General features: G+C 36.9%; 27 protein-coding genes and 1 pseudogene. 7 read left to right on the top strand and 21 right to left on the bottom strand.

All coding sequences use genetic code 11. The features are described 5' to 3' along the window. The 14 genes and pseudogenes from AC1DOS_RS07715 to AC1DOS_RS07650 form a co-directional block, all read right to left on the bottom strand. Positions 1-435 (bottom strand): annotated as a pseudogene (locus tag AC1DOS_RS07715) (hypothetical protein); the annotation flags it as partial. Between the two features lie 117 nt (positions 436-552). Further along, the gene (locus AC1DOS_RS07710; RefSeq protein WP_477537008.1) at positions 553-2454 is read right to left on the bottom strand and encodes an LTA synthase family protein; all 1902 of its coding nucleotides are present in this window, start codon (positions 2452-2454) and stop codon (positions 553-555) included. A 408-nt stretch (positions 2455-2862) separates the two neighbouring features. Beyond that, a complete protein-coding gene (locus AC1DOS_RS07705; protein ID WP_477537007.1) occupies positions 2863-3069 on the bottom strand; it encodes a YqgQ family protein in 207 nt (68 codons plus the stop codon). Between the two features lie 4 nt (positions 3070-3073). Continuing rightward, positions 3074-3646, bottom strand: a complete 573-nt coding sequence (locus AC1DOS_RS07700; protein WP_477537006.1) for a 5-formyltetrahydrofolate cyclo-ligase — start codon at positions 3644-3646, stop codon at positions 3074-3076. 54 nt (positions 3647-3700) lie between these two features. Next, positions 3701-3850, bottom strand: coding sequence for a 50S ribosomal protein L33 (gene rpmG / locus AC1DOS_RS07695; RefSeq protein WP_017380101.1), 150 nt, complete (start codon positions 3848-3850; stop codon positions 3701-3703). Between the two features lie 153 nt (positions 3851-4003). After that, positions 4004-4663, bottom strand: a complete 660-nt coding sequence (gene phoU / locus AC1DOS_RS07690) for a phosphate signaling complex protein PhoU (RefSeq protein ID WP_108586243.1) — start codon at positions 4661-4663, stop codon at positions 4004-4006. A 21-nt stretch (positions 4664-4684) separates the two neighbouring features. Beyond that, on the bottom strand, positions 4685-5515 hold the full coding sequence (pstB, locus tag AC1DOS_RS07685; RefSeq protein WP_477537005.1) for a phosphate ABC transporter ATP-binding protein PstB: 831 nt from the start codon (positions 5513-5515) through the stop codon (positions 4685-4687). A gap of 27 nt (positions 5516-5542) precedes the next feature. Beyond that, on the bottom strand, positions 5543-6421 hold the full coding sequence (gene pstA, locus AC1DOS_RS07680; protein WP_477537004.1) for a phosphate ABC transporter permease PstA: 879 nt from the start codon (positions 6419-6421) through the stop codon (positions 5543-5545). 1 nt (position 6422) lies between these two features. Beyond that, the gene (pstC, locus tag AC1DOS_RS07675; protein ID WP_477537009.1) at positions 6423-7328 is read right to left on the bottom strand and encodes a phosphate ABC transporter permease subunit PstC; all 906 of its coding nucleotides are present in this window, start codon (positions 7326-7328) and stop codon (positions 6423-6425) included. Positions 7329-7451: 123 nt separating this feature from the next. Further along, on the bottom strand, positions 7452-8393 hold the full coding sequence (locus tag AC1DOS_RS07670; RefSeq protein ID WP_477537003.1) for a PstS family phosphate ABC transporter substrate-binding protein: 942 nt from the start codon (positions 8391-8393) through the stop codon (positions 7452-7454). 149 nt (positions 8394-8542) lie between these two features. Then, positions 8543-10744: a peptidoglycan D,D-transpeptidase FtsI family protein gene (locus AC1DOS_RS07665; RefSeq protein WP_477537002.1), complete on the bottom strand. Its 2202-nt coding sequence runs from the start codon at positions 10742-10744 to the stop codon at positions 8543-8545. Positions 10745-10940: 196 nt separating this feature from the next. Beyond that, positions 10941-11549 (bottom strand): superoxide dismutase, encoded by a 609-nt coding sequence (locus tag AC1DOS_RS07660; RefSeq protein WP_477537001.1) that lies wholly within the window; start codon positions 11547-11549, stop codon positions 10941-10943. Between the two features lie 119 nt (positions 11550-11668). Then, positions 11669-12148, bottom strand: coding sequence for a DUF456 domain-containing protein (locus AC1DOS_RS07655; RefSeq protein ID WP_477537000.1), 480 nt, complete (start codon positions 12146-12148; stop codon positions 11669-11671). Between the two features lie 78 nt (positions 12149-12226). Next, positions 12227-13858, bottom strand: a complete 1632-nt coding sequence (locus AC1DOS_RS07650) for a Na/Pi cotransporter family protein (protein WP_477536999.1) — start codon at positions 13856-13858, stop codon at positions 12227-12229. A gap of 194 nt (positions 13859-14052) precedes the next feature. Here AC1DOS_RS07650 and AC1DOS_RS07645 point away from each other — a divergent pair, with 194 nt between their 5' ends. From AC1DOS_RS07645 to AC1DOS_RS07630, 4 genes are all read left to right on the top strand, one after another. Beyond that, positions 14053-14556 carry a DUF1189 family protein gene (locus tag AC1DOS_RS07645; protein WP_108586235.1) on the top strand — a complete coding sequence of 168 codons (504 nt, stop codon included), beginning with the start codon at positions 14053-14055 and terminating at the stop codon, positions 14554-14556. Positions 14557-14599: 43 nt separating this feature from the next. Further along, complete coding sequence (locus tag AC1DOS_RS07640; protein WP_477536998.1) at positions 14600-14932, top strand: hypothetical protein; 333 nt, start codon at positions 14600-14602, stop codon at positions 14930-14932. A 94-nt stretch (positions 14933-15026) separates the two neighbouring features. Then, positions 15027-16133, top strand: coding sequence for a flavodoxin-dependent (E)-4-hydroxy-3-methylbut-2-enyl-diphosphate synthase (gene ispG / locus AC1DOS_RS07635; protein ID WP_108586233.1), 1107 nt, complete (start codon positions 15027-15029; stop codon positions 16131-16133). 12 nt (positions 16134-16145) lie between these two features. Next, positions 16146-16724 carry a hypothetical protein gene (locus AC1DOS_RS07630; protein ID WP_108586232.1) on the top strand — a complete coding sequence of 193 codons (579 nt, stop codon included), beginning with the start codon at positions 16146-16148 and terminating at the stop codon, positions 16722-16724. Positions 16725-16778: 54 nt separating this feature from the next. Here the strand turns inward: AC1DOS_RS07630 and AC1DOS_RS07625 are convergent, their stop codons facing one another. From AC1DOS_RS07625 to AC1DOS_RS07615, 3 genes are read right to left on the bottom strand one after another with little or no spacing between them, the layout of a single operon-like run. Continuing rightward, complete coding sequence (locus tag AC1DOS_RS07625; RefSeq protein ID WP_108586231.1) at positions 16779-17189, bottom strand: Fur family transcriptional regulator; 411 nt, start codon at positions 17187-17189, stop codon at positions 16779-16781. After that, on the bottom strand, positions 17186-18052 hold the full coding sequence (locus tag AC1DOS_RS07620; RefSeq protein ID WP_477536997.1) for a metal ABC transporter permease: 867 nt from the start codon (positions 18050-18052) through the stop codon (positions 17186-17188). Before AC1DOS_RS07620 ends, AC1DOS_RS07625 begins: the two co-directional genes overlap by 4 nt. Next, on the bottom strand, positions 18049-18822 hold the full coding sequence (locus AC1DOS_RS07615) for a metal ABC transporter ATP-binding protein (RefSeq protein ID WP_477536996.1): 774 nt from the start codon (positions 18820-18822) through the stop codon (positions 18049-18051). The genes AC1DOS_RS07620 and AC1DOS_RS07615 overlap by 4 nt, the downstream gene beginning before the upstream one ends. 103 nt (positions 18823-18925) lie before the next feature. On the opposite strand from AC1DOS_RS07615, the gene AC1DOS_RS07610 reads away from it, so the two are divergent. Beyond that, positions 18926-19165, top strand: coding sequence for a hypothetical protein (locus AC1DOS_RS07610; RefSeq protein WP_108586228.1), 240 nt, complete (start codon positions 18926-18928; stop codon positions 19163-19165). 41 nt (positions 19166-19206) lie between these two features. Here the strand turns inward: AC1DOS_RS07610 and AC1DOS_RS07605 are convergent, their stop codons facing one another. Next, on the bottom strand, positions 19207-20094 hold the full coding sequence (locus AC1DOS_RS07605; RefSeq protein WP_477536995.1) for a deoxyribonuclease IV: 888 nt from the start codon (positions 20092-20094) through the stop codon (positions 19207-19209). A gap of 13 nt (positions 20095-20107) precedes the next feature. Next, on the bottom strand, positions 20108-21409 hold the full coding sequence (locus AC1DOS_RS07600; protein ID WP_108586226.1) for a DEAD/DEAH box helicase: 1302 nt from the start codon (positions 21407-21409) through the stop codon (positions 20108-20110). Between the two features lie 125 nt (positions 21410-21534). On the opposite strand from AC1DOS_RS07600, the gene vrrA reads away from it, so the two are divergent. Then, positions 21535-22020, top strand: coding sequence for a VrrA/YqfQ family protein (vrrA, locus tag AC1DOS_RS07595; protein ID WP_477536994.1), 486 nt, complete (start codon positions 21535-21537; stop codon positions 22018-22020). A 66-nt stretch (positions 22021-22086) separates the two neighbouring features. Continuing rightward, positions 22087-23064, top strand: coding sequence for a 4-hydroxy-3-methylbut-2-enyl diphosphate reductase (locus AC1DOS_RS07590; RefSeq protein ID WP_477536993.1), 978 nt, complete (start codon positions 22087-22089; stop codon positions 23062-23064). A gap of 39 nt (positions 23065-23103) precedes the next feature. Here the strand turns inward: AC1DOS_RS07590 and AC1DOS_RS07585 are convergent, their stop codons facing one another. Together AC1DOS_RS07585 and AC1DOS_RS07580 are read right to left on the bottom strand one after the other, a co-directional pair. Then, positions 23104-24222: a Nif3-like dinuclear metal center hexameric protein gene (locus AC1DOS_RS07585; RefSeq protein ID WP_477536992.1), complete on the bottom strand. Its 1119-nt coding sequence runs from the start codon at positions 24220-24222 to the stop codon at positions 23104-23106. Further along, positions 24219-24920 (bottom strand): tRNA (adenine(22)-N(1))-methyltransferase, encoded by a 702-nt coding sequence (locus tag AC1DOS_RS07580; protein WP_477536991.1) that lies wholly within the window; start codon positions 24918-24920, stop codon positions 24219-24221. Before AC1DOS_RS07580 ends, AC1DOS_RS07585 begins: the two co-directional genes overlap by 4 nt. Between the last annotated feature and the right edge of the window lie 528 nt (positions 24921-25448).

The raw sequence follows: 25448 nt of genomic DNA, 5'->3' as shown, positions 1-25448 counted from the left end.
ATACATTTCTGATGATTCTATCATTAACTCGTCAATTTCTTCACCTATACCAGAAAATATATGTATGGTGGCACTTAATGAATTTTTTGAAGTAACAACAGCAAATCTAGTAAGATCAGGATGAATTCTAACTTCTATTATCGGATCTGAGATTTTAGTGATTTCTTTACTTACACCAGTTTCTATATGATACGTAAGGAGAGAAAAATCCAAACCATGACGTGTTACATAAAGAATTTCTTCATTCGTCAACCATCCCACCACTCGCTCAAAGCTTTCATTTTGAATTGATAAACGTCTACCTTCTTCTGATTCTATCTGGTCTCGTTTCACAGTCTGAGCTTCTTTTGGTGGTTTAGATATTTCAGAGGTCATCGGTTGACAACCTGAAATGAAAATGAATATTATCAATAAGGCTGTAAACCCACGTGTCATTCCGATCCCCTTCTTTCTATACTTAGTAGTACGTTTAATTCACCATTGTGTTTCATAAAAACAAAAAAATCGTCTAAAAGTGAATGAACACTTTTAGACGATTAGTTTTCATGACAATTACTTTTTATCTTTGGCTTGATCAATTAAGAGATTTCCTGTTTTTTCATCATAAAAACGAAGTAAATCTCCATTTATGATTTTATCAGAATACCCCAGTTCTTCAGCTGCACGTTCAATATAAGGAGCACATGCTGCAGCTTCTGTTTCTTCACCAGTTTCCTTGTCATAACAAACATTTCCTGCGTAAACCACTTTATCGGTTACAAAACGTCCATCACGGAAAACGACAAACTCTTCATGATCTTTAGAGAAAACATCAGCACCTAATTGCATATCCTTACTTGTCTCAACACCAAGTAAATGTAGTAACGTTGGACGAATATCAATTTGTCCAGATACTTCTTCCACTACTTCACCTTGATCTGAACCAGGCATATGAATAAACAATGGTACACGTTGTAATTGAGCACTTTCAAACGGCGTAATTTCTTTTCCTAAATACTGCGACATTGCTTCATTATGATTTTCTGAAATACCATAATGATCACCATACATCACAATAATAGAATCTTCATATAACCCTTTTGCTTTTAATTCATCAAACAAAATTTTAACTGATTCATCCATGTAACGAGCCGTTTGGAAGTAACGATTCAATGTACCAGAATTTGAATCATATTCAGAAATAAATTGATCTTCTTTTTCCAAATGGAATGGATAGTGATTTGTTAAAGTAATTAAACGAGAATAGAATGGTTGTTGCATTTCTGTCATGTGATTAACTGATTGTTTAAAGAATGGTATATCTTTTAATCCCCAGTTAACTGCATCGCCTTCTGCAACTTCATAACTATCTACGTCATAAAATTTATCTATATCTAACGCATCATACATAATGTCACGGTTCCAGAAACTCTTGTTATTTGAGTGCATAACATTTGTAAAATAACCTTTTTCATTTAACTTTTCAGACATTGAATTGTAAGTGTTTCCGCTGTTTGTGAAGAACACAGCTCCTCCACCTAAAGGATATAATCCGTTTTCCACAATAAACTCAGAGTCAGAAGTTTTACCTAGACCTGTTTGATGGTAGAGATTAGGGAAATAGTAGGTATCTTTATCTTTAGTTAAGCTATTCAAGAATGGCGTAACCACTTGGCCGTTCATTTCCTCATTTACTACAAACGTTTGAAGTGACTCTAAAGAAACTACTATCACATTTTTACCTTCTGCAGTTCCAAACACTTCATAATTTGGTTCTGCTTGGTTTGAACGAACATAGTTATTAACTTCAACTAATTCACTGCCATCAGCTAATGCGCGTTGTGCATGTGATTTAGATTGAATGTAAATATCGTAAATATGATAGTTATAAGTTCCGATATTTTTCACTAGTAATTCACGATCAAAGCTGCGTGTAAGAAGCTGTGGACGTTCCGTTTCAGCAAGTCCTAAATTTAAGAACAGAACAGCTGCAGAAATCACAAAATAGGCTCGACGAATTGCTGGTTTAACAATTGTCGCCTCTTTTGCGTTTGGCAACCATTTGATAGCTGCAAATAATAAAAGAACATCAATAAAGTAAAACACGTCTGACACGTAAATAGTTTCTGCTGCCGAAGCACCTAAATCACTAAAGTTGCTCGTTTGGAACAACACAGGCAATGTAATGAAATCACTAAAGAAGCGATAAAATGCAACGTTTGCATATAAAATTATGGCTAATATTGAACTCGTAATTAATAAATATCGATTTCTAGCTTTAGCGGATTTGAAGAATAATGAAATACCATATACAGCAAGCAAAAAGCTTAACGGGTTAATAAACAAGATAACTTGTTGCATGACATTTTCAATTTTCATATCAAAACTCGTATGGTATACCACATATGTTTTAATCCATGTTAGCAAAATGGCTACCGCCAAAATCGAATGTTTAGGGTAATTTGTTTTCTTCATTCCTAACATCCTCCTCATCACTTTCAAACTCCGAATTTTTCTCCGCAAAAAGCAATCATACAATCTCTGATGTCACAGAGTCAAACGACAGCTTTCTGTCTGAATGTTACCTTCTATAATAAAGCAATGCTAAACACCTTATTGGCTTGAGCAACATTTTATTCAGCGAAAGAAAGAAACATTAGTATATCTTAATCCTTTTTTAACAATGACGCAACTTTAGCTTAATAAATTCCAAGTATAATTGAATACTGTTGCCTCTTCATTACTCACCCCATATAAGACGAGTGAAAACAATATAAGTTTCACTTTTTCAAAAAAAAATTAATAGAGACTTCTTCCACTATTTGAAATTCCAAATAAAAAACAACCTAAACCTCCTTTCGGCTTAGGTTACCATGGGAAAATTTATTTTATTTTWTTATCAATTAAACGTGACATTTCCTGCCTTAGTAAAAGAATAGCCATTTGGTAATCTTGTATATCCATTATCTGTGATTTATAGAGCTCCCTTATTTCATCTTCCATTAACAGGATATCTGCCTGGCGTTCCGTTGTATAAATGTATGTTCCATTTCTTTTTAAATATTGCATGACATCATATAGCGATTTCATCTATTCACTCCACTTTCGAACTCCGGATTCGTTGCGTCTCGGTTATAATGCATTGTACTGGTAAATCAAATCGCTCAATCGGTATTTCATTCACGATTTGGCTATCAAATGCAAGCGCGAACGTGGCTCCATTATAGCTACTTAAAAACCGGTCATAATAACCTCCACCAAAGCCTATTCGATATCCTTGCTTATTAAAGACTACACCAGGCACAATCAACACGTCAATTTGAGTCGGCTCTAACCTTTTTGTCAAAGAAGGAATGGGTTCTTTTAATTTCATATATACCACTTCAAGTTGATCAAAAGAGTTAATTTCATAAAAAGTCATTCCTCGTGTCGCAGGTTCGCACTTAGGAACGGCAACTTGCTTTCCCATTGCCCAAAGTTTCTTAATTAAGTGCCATGTATCAACTTCGGGAAAGGATGATAACGTAATGCCTATCACTTGAGCATTCTGTATTTTCTCTTCAACTAATACTTTCTTATGTATATGATTAGAATACTCATTGTGCACATTTACATCTAAATTATTTAACTTGTGTAATATGCTTTTCCGTAACGTGGACTTATCCATTTCAATTCCTCCATGAAAAAAACCAAAACCTCGTAAGGTTTTGGTTAAATGGTATTATTTTGTTTCACGGTGTGTAGTCATTTTCTTTTCACGTGAGCAATATTTTTTCATTTCAAGACGTTCCGGGTTGTTACGCTTGTTTTTCTTAGAAATGTAGTTGCGCTCGCCGCAATCTGTGCAAGCTAGTGTGATGTTAACGCGCATCTTTATCCCTCCCACTTTATCAGGATTCAAGTTTAATTATTGAGCATAATTTATACGACTAACTTATTATAGCATAAGCCATAGAAAAATCTACTATTAAGTTGCAAATATTTATCTACATAGAAAGAGATATATTTCTCTTCCAAATAAAATCTACTTATTTAATTCGGCATGACGCCCTTTAACCAAATAAAATAATTGTTCCGCAATATTTGTTGCATGGTCAGCAGACCGTTCTAAATATCTACAGACAAAAGATAATTGTGTTACTTGGCTTAATAATTTCGGGTTTTCAGATCCTACTAATAAAAGCTGTTGAATGGTTTGACCATACAAATTATCCACTTTATCATCTAGTTCTGCAATTTTACGTGCCTCTTCAATGTTTTCATCAATAAAGGCCTTCATCACATCAGTTAACATACCGATAGTTATTGTACGCATTTCTTCAATATTTTTTATTGTTGGAACAAACTCTGCTTTTCCAATACGAATGGCCTCTTTTGCAATGTTTACTGCATAGTCGCCAACTCGTTCCATATCATGTGCTGCTTTAATTAAAACGATTAACCTTCTTAAATCAGTAGCAACCGGTTGTTGTTTCGCTAATAATAATATGACACGATCGTTAATTTCTTCTTCCAACCGATTAATATGAATGTCGTTTTCAATAATTGATAATGCAATGTCCACGTCTTGGTTTAACAACGCATCAATCGATTTATTCAATGTAGAAATTGATAAATTACTAAGCAATAAAAATTGTTCATGAACACCATTAAGCTCCAGTTCAAATTTTTCTCTAACTACCATCTTTGTTTACCCCCTTCTTTGTCAACCAAAGCGTCCTGAAATGTAATCTTCTGTTCGTTTGTCAGAAGGTGTAGAAAAAATGGTATCCGTTTTATCATATTCCACAACTTCTCCATTTAAGAAGAATGCCGTTCGATCAGAAATACGTGCTGCTTGTTGCATATTATGAGTCACAATGATGATTGAGTAATTTTGTTTTAGCTCTTGAACTAATTCCTCAACTTTTAGTGTCGAAATAGGATCAAGTGCAGATGTAGGTTCGTCCATTAATATAACGTCAGGCTCGATTGCAAGTGCACGTGCAATACAAATACGTTGTTGCTGTCCACCTGACAGACTGTAGGCATTCTCATTTAAACGATCTTTAACTTCATCCCAGATAGCTGCTCCACGTAAGCTTTGTTCAACAATTCCATCCAATATCTTCTTATTTTTAATCCCATGAATACGGGGACCATAAGCAATATTGTCGTAAATTGATTTTGGGAATGGATTCGGTTTTTGGAAAACCATGCCCACTTTCGTACGCAATTCTTCTACACCATAACTTGTATCTAAAATATTGCGATCACGATATATAATTTGTCCCGATGTTTTGACAGATGGTACTAACTCCACCATCCGATTTAAGGTTTTAATATATGTCGATTTCCCACAACCCGAAGGTCCAATAATTGCAGTCACTTCATTTTCTTTAATAGCTAAATCAATATTCTTTAACGCATGGTGGTTGCCATACCATAAATTTAATTGACGTGTATCATACACAATCTTGTTTTCAGTTGACTCTTGATTGCTTTTAAATGGTGCTAATGGAGATGCTGTTTGTTTGTTTACTTTCAGTTGAACCATTTTGAAACCCTCCCATGCCACATTGGCTTAATAACGTCTTTGGAACTTATTTCGAATGAACACTGCAATTGAATTCATCAACAACAAGAACATCATCAAAACGATGATTCCAGCTGCTGCTACACTCTGAAACGCTTCCTGTGGCCGTTTTGCCCAGTCAAAAATCTGCATTGGCATGGCAGTAAATTGACTAAGTAAATTTTCTGGTAAAAATTGTATGATAACTGGAATTCCAATTACAACAAGTGGTGCTGTTTCTCCTATTGCTCGAGAAAGGGCTAAAATTCCGCCTGTTAAAATCCCAGGTATTGCTGAAGGCAATACGACTCTTGCAATAGTCTGCCACTTGGTAGCACCCATCCCATAAGATGCTTCACGTAAATCTTTAGGGACAGCGCGAATTGCTTCTTGAGAAGAAACGATGATAACGGGCAATATTAACAAACTCATTGTAAATCCTGCCGCTAAAATACTATTACCTAGTGCTAGTGCTCTTACAAAAATCGTTAAACCGAGTAAACCAAACACAACTGAAGGAACACCGGCTAAATTAGAGATATTCATACGAATGAAATCATTAATTTTACCTTTCTTGGCATATTCCTCAAGATAAATTGCAGATCCTACACCTAATATTAATGAGACTGGTGCCACAACGGCCATCATCCATAGCGACCCAATAAGGGCGGCCTTAATCCCTGCTTTTTCAGGGAAACGTGATCCGAAATTTGAAAAGAAGTCGAGCGATAAGTAACCGATACCTTGGACGAAAATTCGATAAAACAACAAACCTAAAGCTAATAATGCAAATAATGTAGCCAAGAAGAATAACGCTTTAAAGATTTTATTTACAATCATTCTACTGCCCATTCGTTTGACAACAGATGCATGATCGACATATTTCATTTTAATATTCCTCCCTAAAACGTTTTGAAATCACATGAGCTAATAAGTTCATGAGAAGCGTAAAGAGGAATAACGTAAATCCGACCGAATAAATCGAATAATAGATAGTTGTGCCGTAACCAGCATCTCCTGTTGAAACTTGAACAATATAAGCAGTCATGGTTTGAATTGAATCCGTCATATCTAAATCAAATCGAGGCGTGGAACCACCTGCGAGTGACACAATCATTGTCTCTCCAATTGCACGTGAAACCGCAAGAACGATTGAAGCCATAATCCCAGATAACGCTGCTGGTAACACAACTTTAACGGCCACTTCCAGTTTGGTTGCACCTAAGGCTAGTGCACCATCCCGAATTGAATTTGGAACCGATGACATCGCATCTTCTGACAAGGAAGCAATCATGGGTAATATCATAATCCCTACCACTATACCCGGGCTTAATGCATTAAAAATCTTTAACTCCGGGATAAATTGTTGTAATAATGGTGTCACAAATGTTAATGCAAAAAAACCGTAAACTATTGTAGGTACACCCGCTAATACTTCGAGAACAGGTTTAATGACACGTCGCATATTATCACTTGCATATTCACTTAAGTAAACTGCTGATGCTAATCCAAATGGTACCGCAACCACGACTGCAATCAACGTTACTTTTAATGTACCCGCAATTAAAGGCAATATGCCAAAGAGCGGTTCATTATTTGAAAATGGTAACCACTCTGTACCGAGTAAAAAATCAAAAAACGGTACACGCTGGAAAAACTCAAATGTTTCAAAAATTAATGTAAAAACAATCCCGAAAGTTGTTAATACTGATATGGACGCAATAATGAAAAGAATGACTGGAATTGATTTTTCAATTCGCTTTTTGCCCTTCTTTCCTTTCTGCTTCGCAATCATGTCTTGAACGGACACGTTTGCTTGATGGTCATTTGAAGCCAAGTGAAATCCCCCTTTACCTAAAAAGAGAAGAGAGTAGCACCGCTGCTACTCACCTCTCAAGCCGCATTTAATTTGGTTAATTTATTTCAAACCTTCTAATGCGTCAAGATCTTCTGTATATTTTTCTTCCGGCAAGCTTACATAGCCAACTGCTTCAGCCATTTCACCAGCATTCTCAAGTGAATATTTCATGAAGTCATAAACCGCTTCATTTTCATTGACTGAAGAATTTTTCACGTATACGAATAGTGAACGTGATAGTGGTTTATATTCACCAGATTCGATCGTTTCGTTTGTTGGTTCTACACCATCAATTTTGACATCATTTAATGAATCTTTATTAGCTAAATAGTATGCATAACCGAAATATCCGATTGCGTTTTTGTCGCCTTGTACACCTTGTACTAATACGTTGTCATCTTCAGAGAGAGTCGCAGATTTCACGATATCTTCATCTTCAAGAACGACTTCATTAAAGTAGTCAAAAGTACCTGAATCTGTACCTGGTGAGTAGAATACAACTTCTTCATCAGGCCATTCCGGATTAATATCAGACCATTTTTTTGTTGTACCATCTTCTACCCATAATTTCTTAAGATCTTCTATAGTTAAATCCTTTGCCCAATCGTTTTCAGAGTTCACAACAATTGTAAGTCCGTCTTTAGCAATTTCTAATTCGGTATAATCAATGCCTTCTTCTTTTAGTTTAGAGGCTTCTTCATCTTTAATTGGACGGGAGGCATTCGAGAAATCAGTTTCACCCGCGATAAATTTTTCAAAACCACCACCGGTTCCAGATGCTCCGGCTGTCACTTTTACATCTGGTTGAACTTGTTGGTATTCTTCAACTAATGCTTCCGTAATAGGAGCAACTGTAGATGAACCATCACCTGATACTGAGCCAGATAAAGTTTTTGTAGCTTCTTCGTTTCCATTACCTGCTTTATCTCCATTACCACAAGCACCTAATACTAGTGCTGAGCCTATCATGGTTGACAACATAAAGAATTTAACGTTTTTCATCTGTGTAGTTCCCCCTAAGGTTGGTTGTTTTTGCCTTACAAACATTACTATATAGCTTTATTGTTAAGTCCATATAAACGGCATGTAAAGAGATTGTAAATACAGAAAAGCCATGATATGTATTTATATCATGGCTTGTTATTGAAAAATTATTCATTTGTCGTTTCTTCTGTATCTTCTTCAATCAACGTTTCCGAAAACGCTGGTTTAATCGTTTGTAAAGTTGAAGACTCTGATTCTTCTGCTTTTTTCTTGTTTTTGATTTCATAGTAAGCATCGACTACTTCACGAGCAAGTATTGTACCAGTGCTTTCATATTGACCATTATAAAATGGTGCCCATGGCATGATTACAGCATAAGCAATTTCTGGTTTATCAAATGGAGCAAAGCCAATATGTGTGGAGTTGATTGTTTGATCTCCCCAGTTTTCTTTTTTCGTATCATAATAAACTACTTGGGCTGTTCCAGTTTTTCCGGCTGCTTGATAAGGTGCATCACCAAAATACGATCTTGCTGACCCATTACTACCGTAATAAACGCGAGACATTCCTTTTTTAATTTGATCTATTTGTTCCTGTGTATTATGGATTCGATTTAATACAGTCGGCCCAATTTCAGTAACTAAGGGACCCATTGTTGTTCCATCTGTGGAAGGCTCTCTAATTTCTTTCACCACGTGCGGCTGAATACGACTTCCGCCGTTTGCGATGGTTGCTACATATTGCGCCATTTGAAGAGGTGTATAAGTATCAAATTGTCCTATCGTTAAATCCAAGAGTTTTTCAGTTGCCATTCCACCATTGATCCCTGAGGTTTCACCTGGTAAATCGATTCCTGTTGGCACTCCTAATCCAAATTGTGCATATGAATTACGTAATATTCCAAAAGCATCATCATCTAAGTCTATTGACTCGTCGAATTTATATATTGCATTGGCTAATCTGAAACCAATTTTAAACATATAGACGTTGGAAGATCGTTCAATCGCTTGTAAGTCACTCATTGGAATCTTGGAAGAGCGATTAAAAACCGAACTTTTAACTTTTGATCCTTTGATTTTTATCGGTTCATCCGTCATTACTTCATTTAATTGGATTACGCCTTGATCATAACCTGTTAATACAGTTGCTGGTTTAATGGTAGATCCTATTTCGTAGGCAGAAGTAAAAGTTCCATAAGCATAGTCTTGAACAATTCGTTTATTAGTCTCTTTATCTATCGCTAATTTTTTCCCTACCATAGAAACAATTTCACCTGAATTTGGATCCATTATAACTACAAATGCACGATCTAATAAATGTGAACCGTTCTTTTGTTTCATTGCAAGAAGTTTTGCTTCGACTAGACTTTCAATTTTGGCATTAATCTCGCTGTCAATTGTTAACACTAAATCTTTACCTGGCTGACCTTCAAAGACTGTTTCAGTCTCTGTCACCGTACCTTTGCCATCGGTAATATTCTTAACTACACTTTTTTGACCTTGAAGTACTTCTTCATATTGCAGTTCAAGATAACTTCTTCCCACACGATCATTTCGAGTGTAGTCACGAGACATATAGTAGTCAAGACTAGATTTTGGTATGCCTTCTTTTGGTGAAGTGGTTCTCCCTAATATTGAGAGTGTAGACTTAGGTACTCGAACCCAGTCTGTCGTAGTGTTAACGCCTTTCATTTCAGTTAAACGTTCAGAAACACGAGCAAATTCTTCAGGTGTTACTTCATTACTTTTAATGATTTGTGGCGATAAGGCATAACCAGAAGACATTTCTCGATAAATCGCAAGTACTTCCAGTTCTTCATCTGTAAGGCTTGCAAGATCTTGTTCTGTTATTCTTTCTCTTACTAATTTATCAATCTGTTGTTGCATATCTGTTGTCGTAAGTGTTTCATCAGACAACATTTTAGCTTCTTCTTTTTTTGTTACTCTCTCATAAGCTTTGTCTCTATTTAACATAATCCAATAATCCTGCTTGTCTCGCAAGGTTACGTCATCTGTTTCCTTTTTAATGATTGACGCTAACATTTCTGCGATTTTCAGCATTTCTTCTTGAGTGGTCGTTTGTAACTTCGTATAAGTTATCGCATTTTGAGGTTCATTATCTACCAAAATCCGACCTTCACTATCATAAATACGTCCTCTTGGAACACTTGTATTTATTGGTACTTCTTCCGTTCTTTCCAATTCACGAACAAATTCTTCCCCCTGAACAATCTGTAAAAACCCGAGGCGAAAAATGAGGATTGAGAATAACAAAAAAATGGAGAAAAAGAGGATATTCATACGAAAAGTGATGTTTGCGCGCTGTTTAGCTTTAGCACTCGCAGCTCTTTTTTTAGATATTTTGCGCATGGCAACAGTCCTCCTTCTAGCTTTCTATCTGTAAAGTATTATATCATTTCGCACAAAAAATCACACACTCAATTAACGAAATGAGTGTGTGATTTGTTTCGTCATGTAAATGATTTGTCTACCTTCAAACGCCAGATCGATCCTCCGCTTCAGAAACTCGGAATCGAGCTAGAGTGGCGCTTTAAGCTTTTCTTCATTATTTTGCAGTTTCGAAACGTTTTGTAACTGCATCCCAGTTTACTACATTCCAGAAAGCAGCGATGTAGTCAGGACGACGGTTTTGATAGTTTAAATAATAAGCATGCTCCCAAACGTCTAAACCAAGTAAAGGAGTGTTACCTTCCATAATTGGTGAGTCTTGATTTGGAGTTGAAGTTAATTCTAATTCACCATTTTTAAGTGATAACCAAGCCCAGCCTGATCCAAAGCGTGTTGTTGCAGCTTTAGCAAACTCTTCTTTGAAAGCATCAAAGCTTCCAAATTTAGCATCAATTGCTTCAGCTAATGCACCTGAAGGATTTCCGCCACCATTTGCAGATAATAATTCCCAGAATAATGAATGGTTGGCATGACCGCCACCGTTGTTGCGAACTGCTGGACGAGCAGATTCTGGAACTGCGTCTAAGTTTGCAATTAACTCTTCAACTGATTTACTTAAAAGATCGTCATGACCTGCAAGTGCGTTATTCAAGTTCGTTACATAAGCATTGTGATGTTTTGTGTGATGGATGTTCATTGTTTCTTTGTCAATGTGTGGTTCTAGTGCGTCATACGCGTATGGTAATTGTGGTAATTCATAAGCCATGTGTCATTTCCTCCTAAAGGATCTTATTATTAGATTTACAATTAATAGCGTAACAAACTTAGTTCTTTCATTCAAATATTAACAACGCAATTTAATGAATTCAGTCTTTTGCCCGAAAGCTAGACTACTAGTATGAAAATCACAATCATGACAATTTGAACAATTCCTTTTGTAAGGACTGAAGTTAAAAAGCCGATTACTGAGCCAACACCCGTTTTAAATGCTTGTTTAATCGATGTTCGTTCAAATATTAATTCAGCAAGAATGGCACCTAAAAACGGCCCAAGAATGATACCTGCAAAAGGTAATACAATAGGACCTATTAACAAGCCAATTGTACTTCCCCAAATCCCCGCTTTACTCCCACCGTATTTTTTTACACCAAAGGCATTTGCCATCATATCCGCACCAAACAGTAAGACGACAAATAAAACTTCAATTAACCAGAACCACCAAGGCAGTTCTGCAAAAGAGAAAAACACTCCGTATAACAAGAAGCCCCCTAATATAAAGATAACGGACGGAATGATTGGGTAGACGAGTCCGATGAATCCAATGATAAAGCACACCACAATTAAACTCCAACCAATAATTTCCATGGTACACCTCCAAAAAAAAATCTCCTCTTTATCGTGCCTTACATCCATTAAGATGTAAAGCGCCAGAGGAGAAGATTGTTATGCTCTTTTTCCTAATACTGCTTCAGCTATATTAACCGCGTGATCACCGATACGTTCTAAGTTACTGACGATATCAACAAAAACAATACCTGCTTGAGGAGAACATGAGCCTTCAGTAAGTCGCAAAATGTGTTTCTTACGGAATTTACGTTCCATTTTATCGATTAAATCTTCTTGTTGCGCTACTTCATGTGCTAGTACTTGACTACTTATGTCTAAAGACTCTAAAGCTTTTTGCACAGTTTCAATTGTTAATGTAAACATATCTGTTAAATCATCCATGGCATCATTGGTTAATTTAAGACGGTTTACAAGTTGGTAGTCAATAAGTTCTATGATATTTTCGAAGTGGTCTCCTACACGCTCGATATCGCGAACTGTTTCCATTAACATAATGTGACGAGTTGAATCTGCTTTAGAAATTGATTCAGCAGCTATTTTAACTAAATAATCGGTGATTTTATTGTCTAAATTATTAATTGCATCTTCTATTTGATAACCTGTTTCTGCGTGTTTTTTATTATGTGTTTTCAAATATTCAAATGTCTCTTGCAATCCTTGTACACTAAAGCGACCCATTCGTAGAATTTCTTCTTTTGCTTGTCCAATCGCAATCGAAGGAGCTGTGTCAATGAAATGAATATCTAAATGTTTCGGTTTATATTCAATGGTTACTTCTTCACCTGGGATTAATTTCGTCACCACATATGCCCAAGCACCGATTAGTGGAAATTGAATAATCGCATTAGTCACATTGAATGTCCCATGAGCAAATGCAATTTGCATTTTGGGTTCTAAACCTAAAACTCCGGATAACCATTCCACATACATCGTGAATGGTTCTAAAATAATCATAAATAGTAAGGTTCCAACCACATTAAATAGAACATGTGTTGCAGCAGCACGGCGAGCTGCAACAGAAGCCCCGATTGAGGCAAGAACTGCTKTAATGGTTGTACCAATATTATCGCCGAAAAGAACTGGCAATGCAGCCTTTAGGTTCAAAATATCTTCAGCATATAGTCCTTGAAGTATCCCAACCGTTGCACTTGAGCTTTGTACAATTAGCGTAAATACCGTACCGACCACTACACCTAATAAAGAATGGTCACTCATACTTACAGTTAAATCAATAAAAGACGGTAAGTCTCGGAGTGGTTTCATACCACCACTCATTAATTCCATTCCTAAGAATAAACCACCAAAACCGAAGATTACTTCTCCTAGGTTTTGAATTTGATTTTTCTTAAAAAAGAAAATCAAGAAAGCACCAACAGCCATTACCGGCAATGCATATTCACCTACATCAAACCCAATGATGAATGCTGTAACGGTGGTACCAATATTAGCTCCCATTATTACACCAATAGCTTGTCTTAAAGTCATAAATCCTGCACTAACAAGTCCTACGGTAATAACGGTGGTTCCTGAACTAGATTGAATAAGAACCGTGACGGCAATACCTACTAGCACGCCCATAAACGGATTTGTTGTAAAACGATCTAAAATATCTCGTAAACGATCACCCGCTGCTTTTTGCAGACCGTCACCCATATATTTAATGGCGAACAAGAAGATTCCTAGACCCCCAAGGAATTGAAACAGCATTTCCTGCCAATTAAGTTCCACGATTCATTTTTCAACTCCTAATTCGACACTATTCAACAGTCCTAATTATGAATAGTTCGATACACTGATGTAAACAGCCTTTATATAAACTTTACAATAACTTAACAATCGGTAAGCTTTGTACTAATTTCGCCCAATATTCCTTAAACCTCTCCTCGAATTAATAGTATGATAAAGATATAAGGAGTGATTTCATGTCTATAAGTCAATTATTACTTGCTTCTATTTCCAATCCTAAAAAAATAGCAGCTTTTCGTCTTTTACCAATTGGCAAAGTCATTCAATATGTCTTTTTCTTTGTAGTCATTTTATCTCTGCTCTCATTCGTCCACTTTATAACTGGGTTCAAAACTGATTCCACTTCTATTGATGGCTTGCTTGATTATGTTGAAAATATGGAATGGATCTTATATCCTTTCGCCTTTATCATTCAATTTATTATGACCACTCTATTACTATTTGTCCGAATAAGCTTAATGGCTTTTGGTGGAATGCTGATATTAAAGCTCCTTAAACGTCGTGGCGATTACAGACATGTTTGGCGGACTACTGCATTTGCCTATACTTCACCAACAATCCTATCTATTTTCCTCTTATATATAGGAGTTAGTGATGGATGGATTTTTATTGTGACAACCGTTATATGTATGATCTATTTGGCTCTTGCTCTAAAATATTATCCTCAGAAAAAGGCATAGTCTCTCTTTTTTCAGCATATGTTGAAAAAAGGGAGGTTTTTTTATGCGCATAATTGGACTAGCAGTCTTCATTTTAATTATTTCTTATATCATTAAAATCGATTTACTTGATGGCACAATCTCTCTTGCGGCATTCTCTAAAACTGAACCGGAGTGTGTAGAACAAGTACAATATGAAATATTCCCTGTCCAAACTGTTGAAGGTGATACTTTGTTATCCTTGTTTGGGGTGTATCCATCAGAAGTATGGATTAGCTTCTCTGAACGATTAGAAACTTTTTATAAAGAGAACCCGCATCTACGTAATCAAAATATTCAACCAGGTGAATTTGTGAAGATTCCTATATATAAAGATACAAATTTATCGTGTTCTTAAACAAAAGTAACGTTTCTTCCTTGGCATTTCCTTTTCATCACTGCTAAAATAAAGAGTAGTGAAGGCTATGAGCCCGAAAAAGGAGAGAATTTTCATGAGTGAAATTATTCACCGTTCCAAAACTCGTCCGGTTCGTGTCGGCGATTTAACTATAGGTGGTAGCAATGAATTATTCATACAAAGCATGACCACAACAAAAACACATGATGTTGAAGCAACTGTCGCAGAAATTTTGCGTTTAGAAGAAGCAGGTTGTCAAATTGTTCGTGTTGCTTGCCCAGATGATCGAGCAGCTGACGCAATCGCTGAAATAAAAAAACGTATTAATATCCCATTAGTTGTGGATATTCACTTTGATTATAAGTTGGCTTTGAAAGCCATCGAAAATGGTGCAGATAAAATACGTATTAATCCCGGTAACATTGGTCGCCGTGAAAAAGTAGAAGCTGTTGTCAACGCTGCAAAAGCAAAAGGTATTCCGATTCGCATTGGAGTAAATGCAGGTTCACTTGAACGTAAAATCATCGAAAAATATGGATATCCTACTGCAGATGGGATGGTCGAAAGTGCATTACATCATATTAAAATACTAGAAGATTTAGATTTTCACGATATCATCGTATCTTTAAAAGCCTCTGATGTTAGTTTGGCTATCGAAGCATACGTAAAAGCGTCTCAAGCATTCGATTACCCACTTCACCTTGGAATAACCGAGTCTGGTACCTTGGTAAACGGCTCAATAAAAAGTGCTGCAGGACTTGGTGCTTTATTAAGTCATGGTATTGGTAACACCCTTCGCGTGTCGTTGAGTGCAGACCCAGTTGAAGAAGTGAAAGTTGCAAGAGAAATGTTGAAAGTATTCGGGCTATCGTCAAATGCAGCTACTTTAATTTCTTGTCCAACATGCGGACGTATTGAAATTGATTTAATTACGATTGCAAACGAAGTGGAAGACTACATTTCAACAATTAAAGCACCGATTAAAGTTGCTGTTCTTGGTTGTGCAGTAAACGGCCCTGGCGAAGCACGTGAAGCCGATATTGGTATTGCAGGTGCTCGCGGAGAAGGACTGCTCTTTATGAAAGGGAAAACCGTTCGTAAAGTCCCTGAAGCAACAATGGTTCAAGAACTGAAGATTGAAATCGATAAAATTGCTCAAGAATACTATGATAAACAAGAATTAGAAAAACAAAACTCTTAAGGGGCTGTTCATTTGTCAAACTACCGATTCGGAATTGATATTGATGGTACAGTCACTTGCCCTACTTCGTTACTGCCACATATCAATAAGGCTTTTTCGTGTAACTTAGTACTAGATGATATTAAAGAATATGATTTAACAAAAGCATTCCCAGTGTCATCTGAAGATTTTTACAAATGGTTTAAACAAGCAGAACCAGAAATTTACGCAACTTCCCCTATCCAAGTTAATGCGCATGCGATATTGACTGAATGGAAAAAGGAACATGAGTTATACTTCATTTCAGCTCGTGGCACAAATGTCCGTGATGTAACGTTGCAATGGTTTGTTGAACAAAATCTTGCATACGATCACATTGAATTAATTGGTACCCATAATAAAATTCAAACTGTTAAAAACCATGCAATTGATGTGTTTTTTGAAGACAAGCACGATAATGCAGTTGGCATTGCCGAAGATTGTAATATTCCAGTGTTGTTATTTAATACTCCCTATAACCAACAAGCTGTCCCAGATGGCGTTATACGTGTGAATAACTGGCTTGAAGCAGATGCATGGATACAGCATTCATTTCTAACACAAAAAGCGTGAGGCATATGCCTCACGCTTTTCTTTTGGTTCCTATTAGAAGTTCATTTCACTCATTTAAAGACACTTAGGACATTTGCCGTAAATTTCAAACTTATGACTATCAATTTGATATGTTGGTAACTTTTCCTCAAGCATATCCATTGGGCATAAATGAATTTCTTTAATTTTCCCACAATCCATACAAATGAAGTGATGATGGTGATGATCCGCTTCACATTGCATTCGGAAATGGCGTTCTCCTGATAACTCAGTCTCTTCTAGTATGCCAATTTCAACAAACGTACTTAAGTTGCGATATATCGTGTCATAACTCATTCCAGGATAGTCTTTTTTCATTACATTAAGTAAATCTCGAGCCGTTATATAACGTTCATTATCCTCAAACAAATCTAGAATTTGTTGTCTTTTATCCGTTTTTTTGTAGCCTTTTTCTTTTAAAAGATCCCAAGCCTTCGAGATATTCATGCAAGACGTCCCCTTTCATCACGTGTTACGAACGTTAACCAAATCTTTTTCCCAAATATCACGAGTAATAATATGATGATTGAAGTTACAACGATTGTGCCTCCGGGTGCAATATTTAAATAAAATGCACACACAAGACCAATTATCACTGCAGCTTCTCCAAATATTACCGCATAGAGAATCGCTTGTTTAAAGCCCTTAGCTATGCGCATGCTAGCTGCTACGGGTAATGTCATTAATGAAGAAACAAGGAGTATCCCCACGATTCGCATACTTGCAGCTATTACAAGTGCCGTTACGATCATAAATAAAAGGTGTATCCATCTCGATGGAAGTCCAGAAGCTTTAGAGTACTCCTCGTCGAAAGACATGAGGAATAGTTCTTTATAAAACAATCCTAAAAAGATAACAACAATACATGCAATCGAAAGGACAATCCATAAATCTTGTCTACTGACTGCTGATACAGAACCAAATAAGTAACCAAATAAATCTGAGCTAAATCCATTAGCCAATGAAATAAAAATGGCACTAAATCCAATTCCTGCAGACATTATGATAGGAATAGCTAGCTCTTCATAATGTTTGTATAAACGTCGTAATCGCTCAATAAGCACCGAGCCAGTAACGGCTGCTACAATTCCTAAATATAAAGGATTTAACAGTGCAAATACTGCTGTAGTTTGACTTAAATATAAACTCCCTGCAATCCCCGCTAAAGTAACGTGACTCAAAGCATCTGCAATAAGAGAAAGTCTCCTAACAACAATAAATACTCCTAATAGTGGAGCTATCAGACCAATAATAATACCAGAAGCAAAAGCATTTTGTAAAAACTCATAGTTTAATAACGCTTCAATCATCGCGTTCCCCCACTTTTAGCATGGTGAATTTTACGAACGGAATGACCATACCATGCTTGACGATCTACATCACTTAATTGATTAAATTCATTTTTAAAACCATGGAAATGGATGGTTTGATTCAAACATGCGACATGACTGATTTTACTGGATACAGTATCAACATCATGCGTGACGAGAATCAGCGTAAGATTCTGTTCACGATTTAACTCAGCGAGCATATTATAAAACGATTGTACGTGCTGATGATCAATTCCGACAGTAGGTTCATCTAATATTAAACACTTCGGTTCAGCTACAAGTGCACGAGCAATAAATACACGTTGTTGTTGACCTCCTGACAGTTCTCCAATTGATTGGTTCATAAAATCAATCATTTCTACAGAGTTCAATGCCTTTTCAACACGTTGATGTGAATCATTTGGATAGTTTTTAAATAATCCTGTTTTTTTCACAAGACCGCTTTGAACGACTTCATACACGGTTGCGGGAAAACCCGTATTGAACGCATTGGACTTTTGCGAGACATAGCCTAGCCATTCTCTTTTTTTGAAATCCCGACTTTTTTCACCGAATAACTCAATGGTTCCTGAAGTTGGTTTTAACAATCCCAATATTATTTTTAATAAAGTGGACTTCCCTGAACCATTAGGACCTAAAACTGCCAAGAAATCCCCTTGTTTTACTTGTAGCGAAATATTTTTTAATACGACGTTGTGGTCGTATTGGAATGACACATTGTTAAGTTCAATATCATATGGCGTTTTCATCAAGCTCGCCTCTTTCTAATTCATAATCATTACGATTTACAATTAGTTAGTATAACGGAGAAATTGCAAGAAGTAAACTCTATAATCTTGAAAGGATGAAGTTTTGGATATTTGGGAACTAGTTCAAGCAACGAAAGAAAAATCAGATGATGAAATTGCAAAAATGACAAGTTCGCTTCCCGTTCAATTATCTCCCCAGGAAGTAAAATTAGTTCGACCTATTTTCGATAAAGCTTCCATTCAATGGATATTGTTTGGCCCTCCAGCACACATTCAAAAACAAATTGCTGAGATTTTAGGAAAAAATCGCACCAAAAAGCTATTTGAGTATTTTAATCTATAAAAAAAAGACTCAAACAGGTAACTGCTTGAGTCTCTTGAAGTTTATGAACGTAAAGTGTCAATGCTTTCCGGCATAAATGTTTGTGCTTTAAACATTTCAATTTCATAAAAATAGGGTGGCTTTTTATTTTTTGCATCTAGTCCTACATAAGGTGTTTCTAAGATTTTAGGAACATTTACTAGTTGTGGATGATGCACTATTTGATTAAGTGTTCTAAAACCAATCTCACCAAAACCAATATTTTCATGACGATCTTTACCAGCGCCACGAATATTTTTGCTGTCATTTATATGTAGCACTTTTAAACGATCGACGCCAATCAATTGATCAAATTGATTAAGTACATTGTCAAAATCATCGACGATATTATAACCTGCATCATGAACATGACATGTATCTAAACAAACAGAAAGTCGTTCATTATGCGTCACGCCATTTATTATTTGTGCAAGTTCTTCAAATGAGCGACCGCATTCAGTCCCTTTAMCCGCCATTGTTTCCAAAGCAATTTGTACGGGAAAGTCTTCAGATAACACTTCATTTAAGCCTTCGATTATTTTTTCAATGCCTTTATCCGTCCCAGCACCAACATGAGCACCAGGGTGTAAAACGATTTGTTTTGCACCTAATGCTGCAGTTCGTTTAATTTCTTTTTGTAAAAATTCGACTCCGAGTGCAAATGTTTCAGGTTTGAGTGAATTACCGATGTTAATTATATATGGAGCATGAACAACGATATTCGACATTCCATGCGTATTCATATGTGCTTGTCCTGCTTCAATGTTCAACTCTTCAATCGGTTTACGTCGTGTATTTTGTGGTGCTCCTGTATATATCATAAAAGTAGTCGCTCCATAAGAAGCAGCTTCTTCACTCGCAGCAAGCAACATGTTTTTTCCACTCATTGAAACATGTGAACCTAATAACATATCGAAAAACCCCTTACTTTTTACGGTTTTTAATACGACGTTCTCTCTTTTTAACTTTGTCCATTTCCCAACGCATATTACGTTTATAGCCAGGTTTTACTTTTTTAGGTTTACGAACTAATGATTTTGCTTTTTGATCAATCTCACTAATTTCTGTCTTTTTACGATTTTTACGTTCGTGGCGTTCTTTTAGTTCAGACCACTCACCATCTTTAATATCTACATGAACAAAAGGAATTCCCATTTTTTCAATACGAATAATCGCGTCTTCATCGGTCGGTTCATATAATGTTATAGCTGTACCTTTTAATCCAGCACGAGCAGTACGTCCAACACGATGAATAAAGAATTCCAAGTCTTCAGGGAGCTCAAAGTTAATTACATGACTAACACCTTGGATATCAATTCCACGTGCAGCCAGATCTGTTGCTACAATATATTGATACTCAAGTTCGCGAACTTGTCTCATCATACGAGTACGTTCCCGTGGTGCTAAATCTCCATGAATACGTCCTACGCGGTAACCTGCTTCCGCTAAATAATTAGCAACATCATCAGCATTCTTACGCGTGTTCGCAAAAATAATGGCTAAGTAAGGATTTATTCCTTCCATAACTTCTACTAAACGTTTCTTTTTAGATTTACTACGAACCGGTACTAGATTGAAAACAATACCTTCCGCTGCAGGACGCTTATCTCCGATATGAATATGTGCAGGAGCTTCCATATACTTTTTCAAGAATGGTTGCAATCGTTCTGGAATAGTCGCAGAAAAGACGTACATTTCCAAACTAGCTGGCATTTTCCCTGCAAATGTATCAATATCTTCAATAAAGCCTAAGTCAAAAGCAAGATCGGCTTCATCTACTACTAATATCGGAGCAGTATGAACGAGCAATGCATTTTCTTTTACTAAGTCACGAATACGTCCAGGAGTTCCTACCACGATATGTGGTTGTGTTTTTAGTTTATCAATCGAACGTTGCTTATCAGTTCCACCAATAAACAATTTTGATTGAATTTCTGTACCTTCAGTTAACTTACTTAGTTCTTCGAAAATCTGCGAAGCAAGTTCACGTGTTGGGGATGTAATAATAGCTTGTAATTCTGTTTTGTTTGATTGAATGCGCTCAACAATCGGAATTAAAAAACTATGTGTTTTCCCTGTGCCCGTATGTGCTTGGCCAATCGCACTTTTCCCTTTTAAAATCAAAGGAATTATTTCTTTTTGTATGGGTGTTGGTTCTGTGAAACCTAATTTACTAATGGCATCCTGTAAAAAAGGCTGGAAATCATAATCAGTATATTTGGACATTTTTGCCCCTCCTAACGTACTTTCATTGTAGCATGTTCTGTCGTCTGTTTTAAAGACCATCAGTTTATCATAGTTGTATTATAGCCATTGAGTCAAATAACTATTTATTTAGAAAGGAGGATTTTATGCGATATCAATCTTTTTACCCTTTTTCTCAACAACAACAACAACAACAACAACAATCCTCACCTATTCCACAGCAATTTCAACCACCACGGAATAACTTCTTAAGAGGACTTTCTCAATCATTTGGGGCTGGAAATACGGGTGCACCACAAGGACCTAATAGCTTCCCTGGTGGCGCACCTTCTCAATCACCCTCTGGAATGAGTAGTGCAGGGACTCCTCAATTATCAAATCGAATGGAACAATATTTACAAACCGCTGATCAATTTTTATCCACAGCACAAAGATTAACACCTATGGTTCAGCAAGTAGCCCCTATGGTTCAAAACATTCCTGCGCTTTGGAAAATTTATCGCGGCTTCCAAAGCATGCCAGACGCTACGTCTACTGCAAGCGCAGTAACCCGCAGTGCTGGTGCTGTGGCGTCTTCTGTTCCTCGACCAACTGGATCATCTATTCCAAGAATTTTTCAACCACCTCTTTGATTTTTTGAATTAAGTACTTCTCTCCGTTATAATAGTGATTAACAACTTCTGAGAGGAGTGCTACATATGCAAGTACTCAAAATTACCCCACGTGGTTATTGTTACGGTGTAGTGGATGCAATGGTTATTGCTCGTAATGCAGCGATGGACACATCCCTACCACGTCCGATATATATATTAGGTATGATTGTGCACAACAAACACGTAACTGACGCTTTTGAGAGTGACGGAATTATTACGTTAGATGGCGAAAACAGAAAAGAAATTTTAGATAAGGTGGATGGCGGGACTGTTATTTTTACTGCTCATGGCGTGTCACCTGAAGTGCGAGAATTAGCCAAGCAAAAAGGCCTAGTGTCGATAGACGCTACATGCCCTGACGTTACAGTTACTCATGACCTTATTCGAGAAAAAACGTCCGAAGGATATCAAATAATCTATATTGGTAAAAAGGGACACCCTGAACCTGAAGGTGCTATCGGTGTAGCTCCACACGCTGTACATCTTGTGCAAACTGTCGAAGATGTAGAGCAACTAACTATAGAGGCTGAAAAACTAATCGTGACGAACCAGACAACCATGAGTCAATGGGATGTTGCGGCATTAATGAAAAAACTAGAACAAAAGTTTCCGCATATTGAAGTGCATAAAGAAATTTGTCTAGCTACACAAGTTCGTCAAGAAGCGGTAGCTGATCAAGCTGGAGCAGCCCAGTTGTTAATTGTCGTTGGAGATCCAATGAGTAATAATTCCAATCGTCTGACTCAAGTGTCTGAAGAAATTGCTGAAACCCCTTCTTTTCGTATTTCAGATTTATCTGAACTCAAATTAGAGTGGCTAGAAGGAATTGAAATAATTGCGGTAACTGCTGGTGCTTCAACTCCAACACCTATCGTAAAAGAGGTCGTTAAATTCTTAGAAAAATATGATCCACTAGATCCACAAACGCATCAACTTGTAAGAACGGTAACGATCGACAAAATTTTACCTAAAATTAAAAATCCACAACCTGTACAACGAATTGAACCCTATCCAATTTCTTAAAAAAACAAGAGGCTATCCAGAAAATGGATAGCCTCTTTTCTATTTAACTCGGAAAGGTTCTGTGGAAATACTTGAAGGAATAAATCGACAATCGTACTTATTCTCTTCACATAACCTATTCATTTTGACTGAAACGCCGGATTTCATAATAGATTCTACATGGTGACCTGGATCGATTACAGATAAACCAAGTGTTTGTGCTTCTTGTGCCACGTGGAAATATAAATCGCCTGTAACCAAGACATCTGCGCCTGCCCGTTTCGCCGTTTGAATATATTTATTACCATCCCCACCTAGCACCGCCACTTTGCGAATGCTTTTCGTAGCATCACCTACAATGCGCACAAACGGTACCTTTAACTGCTCTTTTACCTTTTCAGCAAAGGCATCTAGTGACAGTGGTTGGTGAAGCAGTCCAATTCGCCCAATTCCTTGCTGACTTGTTTTAGATTCAAGGGGCCATAAATCAAAAGCTACTTCCTCATACGGATGATGTTCATACATAGCTTTCAAGATTTTCGACTTTTTAGAAGATGCAAACACTACTTCGACTTTTTCTTCTTCCACTTGTTCTACTTTATTCAATTGGCCAATGACAGGTTTTGAACCATCTAGTGGTTGAAATCTTCCCGTTCCAATTGAAGAAAAACTACAGCTATCATAATTACCGATTTGACCTGCACCAACGAAAGCTAATTGTTTACGCAAAACTTCCGAATGAGTAATTGGTACAAATACAGCCAATTTCATTAATGATTCGGCATACGTCTCATCTAATATGCTAATTTTTTGTAACTCGAGGGCCTCGGCAAGTAAATCATTAACCCCACCCGGTGCAACATCCAAGTTTGTATGTGCTGCGTAAACTGCGATGTCATGTTTAATACATAACTCCATTATTTTCCCTGTTGGTGTATCGGTTCGAAGGTTTTTTAATGGCCGATAGATGGGGGGATGATGAGCAAGAATTAATTGACAGTTATGGTCAATTGCTTCTTGTACCACTTCCAAAGTGACATCAAGTGTTACAAGGACATTTTGCACTTGGCGGTTTAACTGCCCGATTTGTAAGCCTATGGGATCGTCATCTAGTGCAAAAAATTTTGGCGACCAGGACTCAAATAATTGAATAATTTCATGTCCATTCGCTGTTTTCATGCACCAAACACTTCCTTTACTATTTTTAATTTAACTTCAATTTCTTCTTTTTTTAACTGTACTTCAGGTGACAGTCCTGCCACGCGAATAGCTTCTAATATCCGCGTCCACTCTGTAGATTCTTTCTCCCACTTTAAGTGAAACACTTCATTTTGGGTATCAGTTATTAAAAATGGTCCCATCAAAAATTCAGTTTCTGACAACGTCATTTTGCCTCTTTCAAGAACAAGGATTTCATAAATCTTATCGTCTTCTTGTAATATTTCTTCTGCCACTAGCTTCCAATCGTTCGCATTTGCCCATTCCCGAATGGCTTTGGCATGAATGTTAGGTTGTAATATTAAGCGATTGACAGTTGCTAATCTATCGCTGTCTTGGTCTAAAATACTTGCGATTAATGGGCCACCCATCCCTGCGATAGTTACCGTATCAACTTGATCTTCATGGTTAATTGCCTTCAAACCATTAGCAAAGCGAACTGTTATCTTATCCTCTAATTGTTCATCCACAATTTGATTTCGCGCTGATTCATAAGGACCTTTAGCCACTTCTCCAGCAATTGCTTTTTCTGCAATTTGGTGGTGAATGAGATAACAAGGTAAATATGCGTGATCACTACCAATATCAGCGACAATGGCACCTGGTTTTACGTAAGATGCTACACGTGTTAAACGTTCTGAGAGACGTTGTGCGTTCAACGAAATCCTCTCCTTTCTTTATATATCAAGATTGTACCACATAACATGAAAAGTGCCGCAGGACGAGTTAAACGACTATTATGTGTCGTTGTCGATTCAGAAATCCTAGACAGTATATGGTTTATAAAATTTGTATATATTTTAATAAAAAGATCTGTATAGCTGCTCTGACGTTTACCTTACATTTGCGCTGCCGCACGTTCCGCATGAGCCAACAAGTATGAAAACCACATACTTGTGGGTCTCATTCTTCACGCTCTTGCGGCATGCTAGGCGCAAATGTACTCTTTCTTTTGTTCTTCAATTTGAACAGCATTCTTTAATATAGCTACTTTATAAATTGTGTTTGAATAGTAAGGGTGCGGAACGATTCCTTCTTTTTATAAATGCCTTTGTTAAACTACACTGTTGTTTATCGTACATTTGCGCTTGCCGCACGTTCCGCATGAGCCAACAAGTATGAAAACCACATACTTGTGGGTCTCATTCTTCACGCTCTTGCGGCATGCTAGGCGCAAATGTACTCTT

The organism is Paenisporosarcina sp. P5_A11, from assembly GCF_056400705.1.
This window is presented reverse-complemented; position numbering and strand designations above follow the sequence as displayed.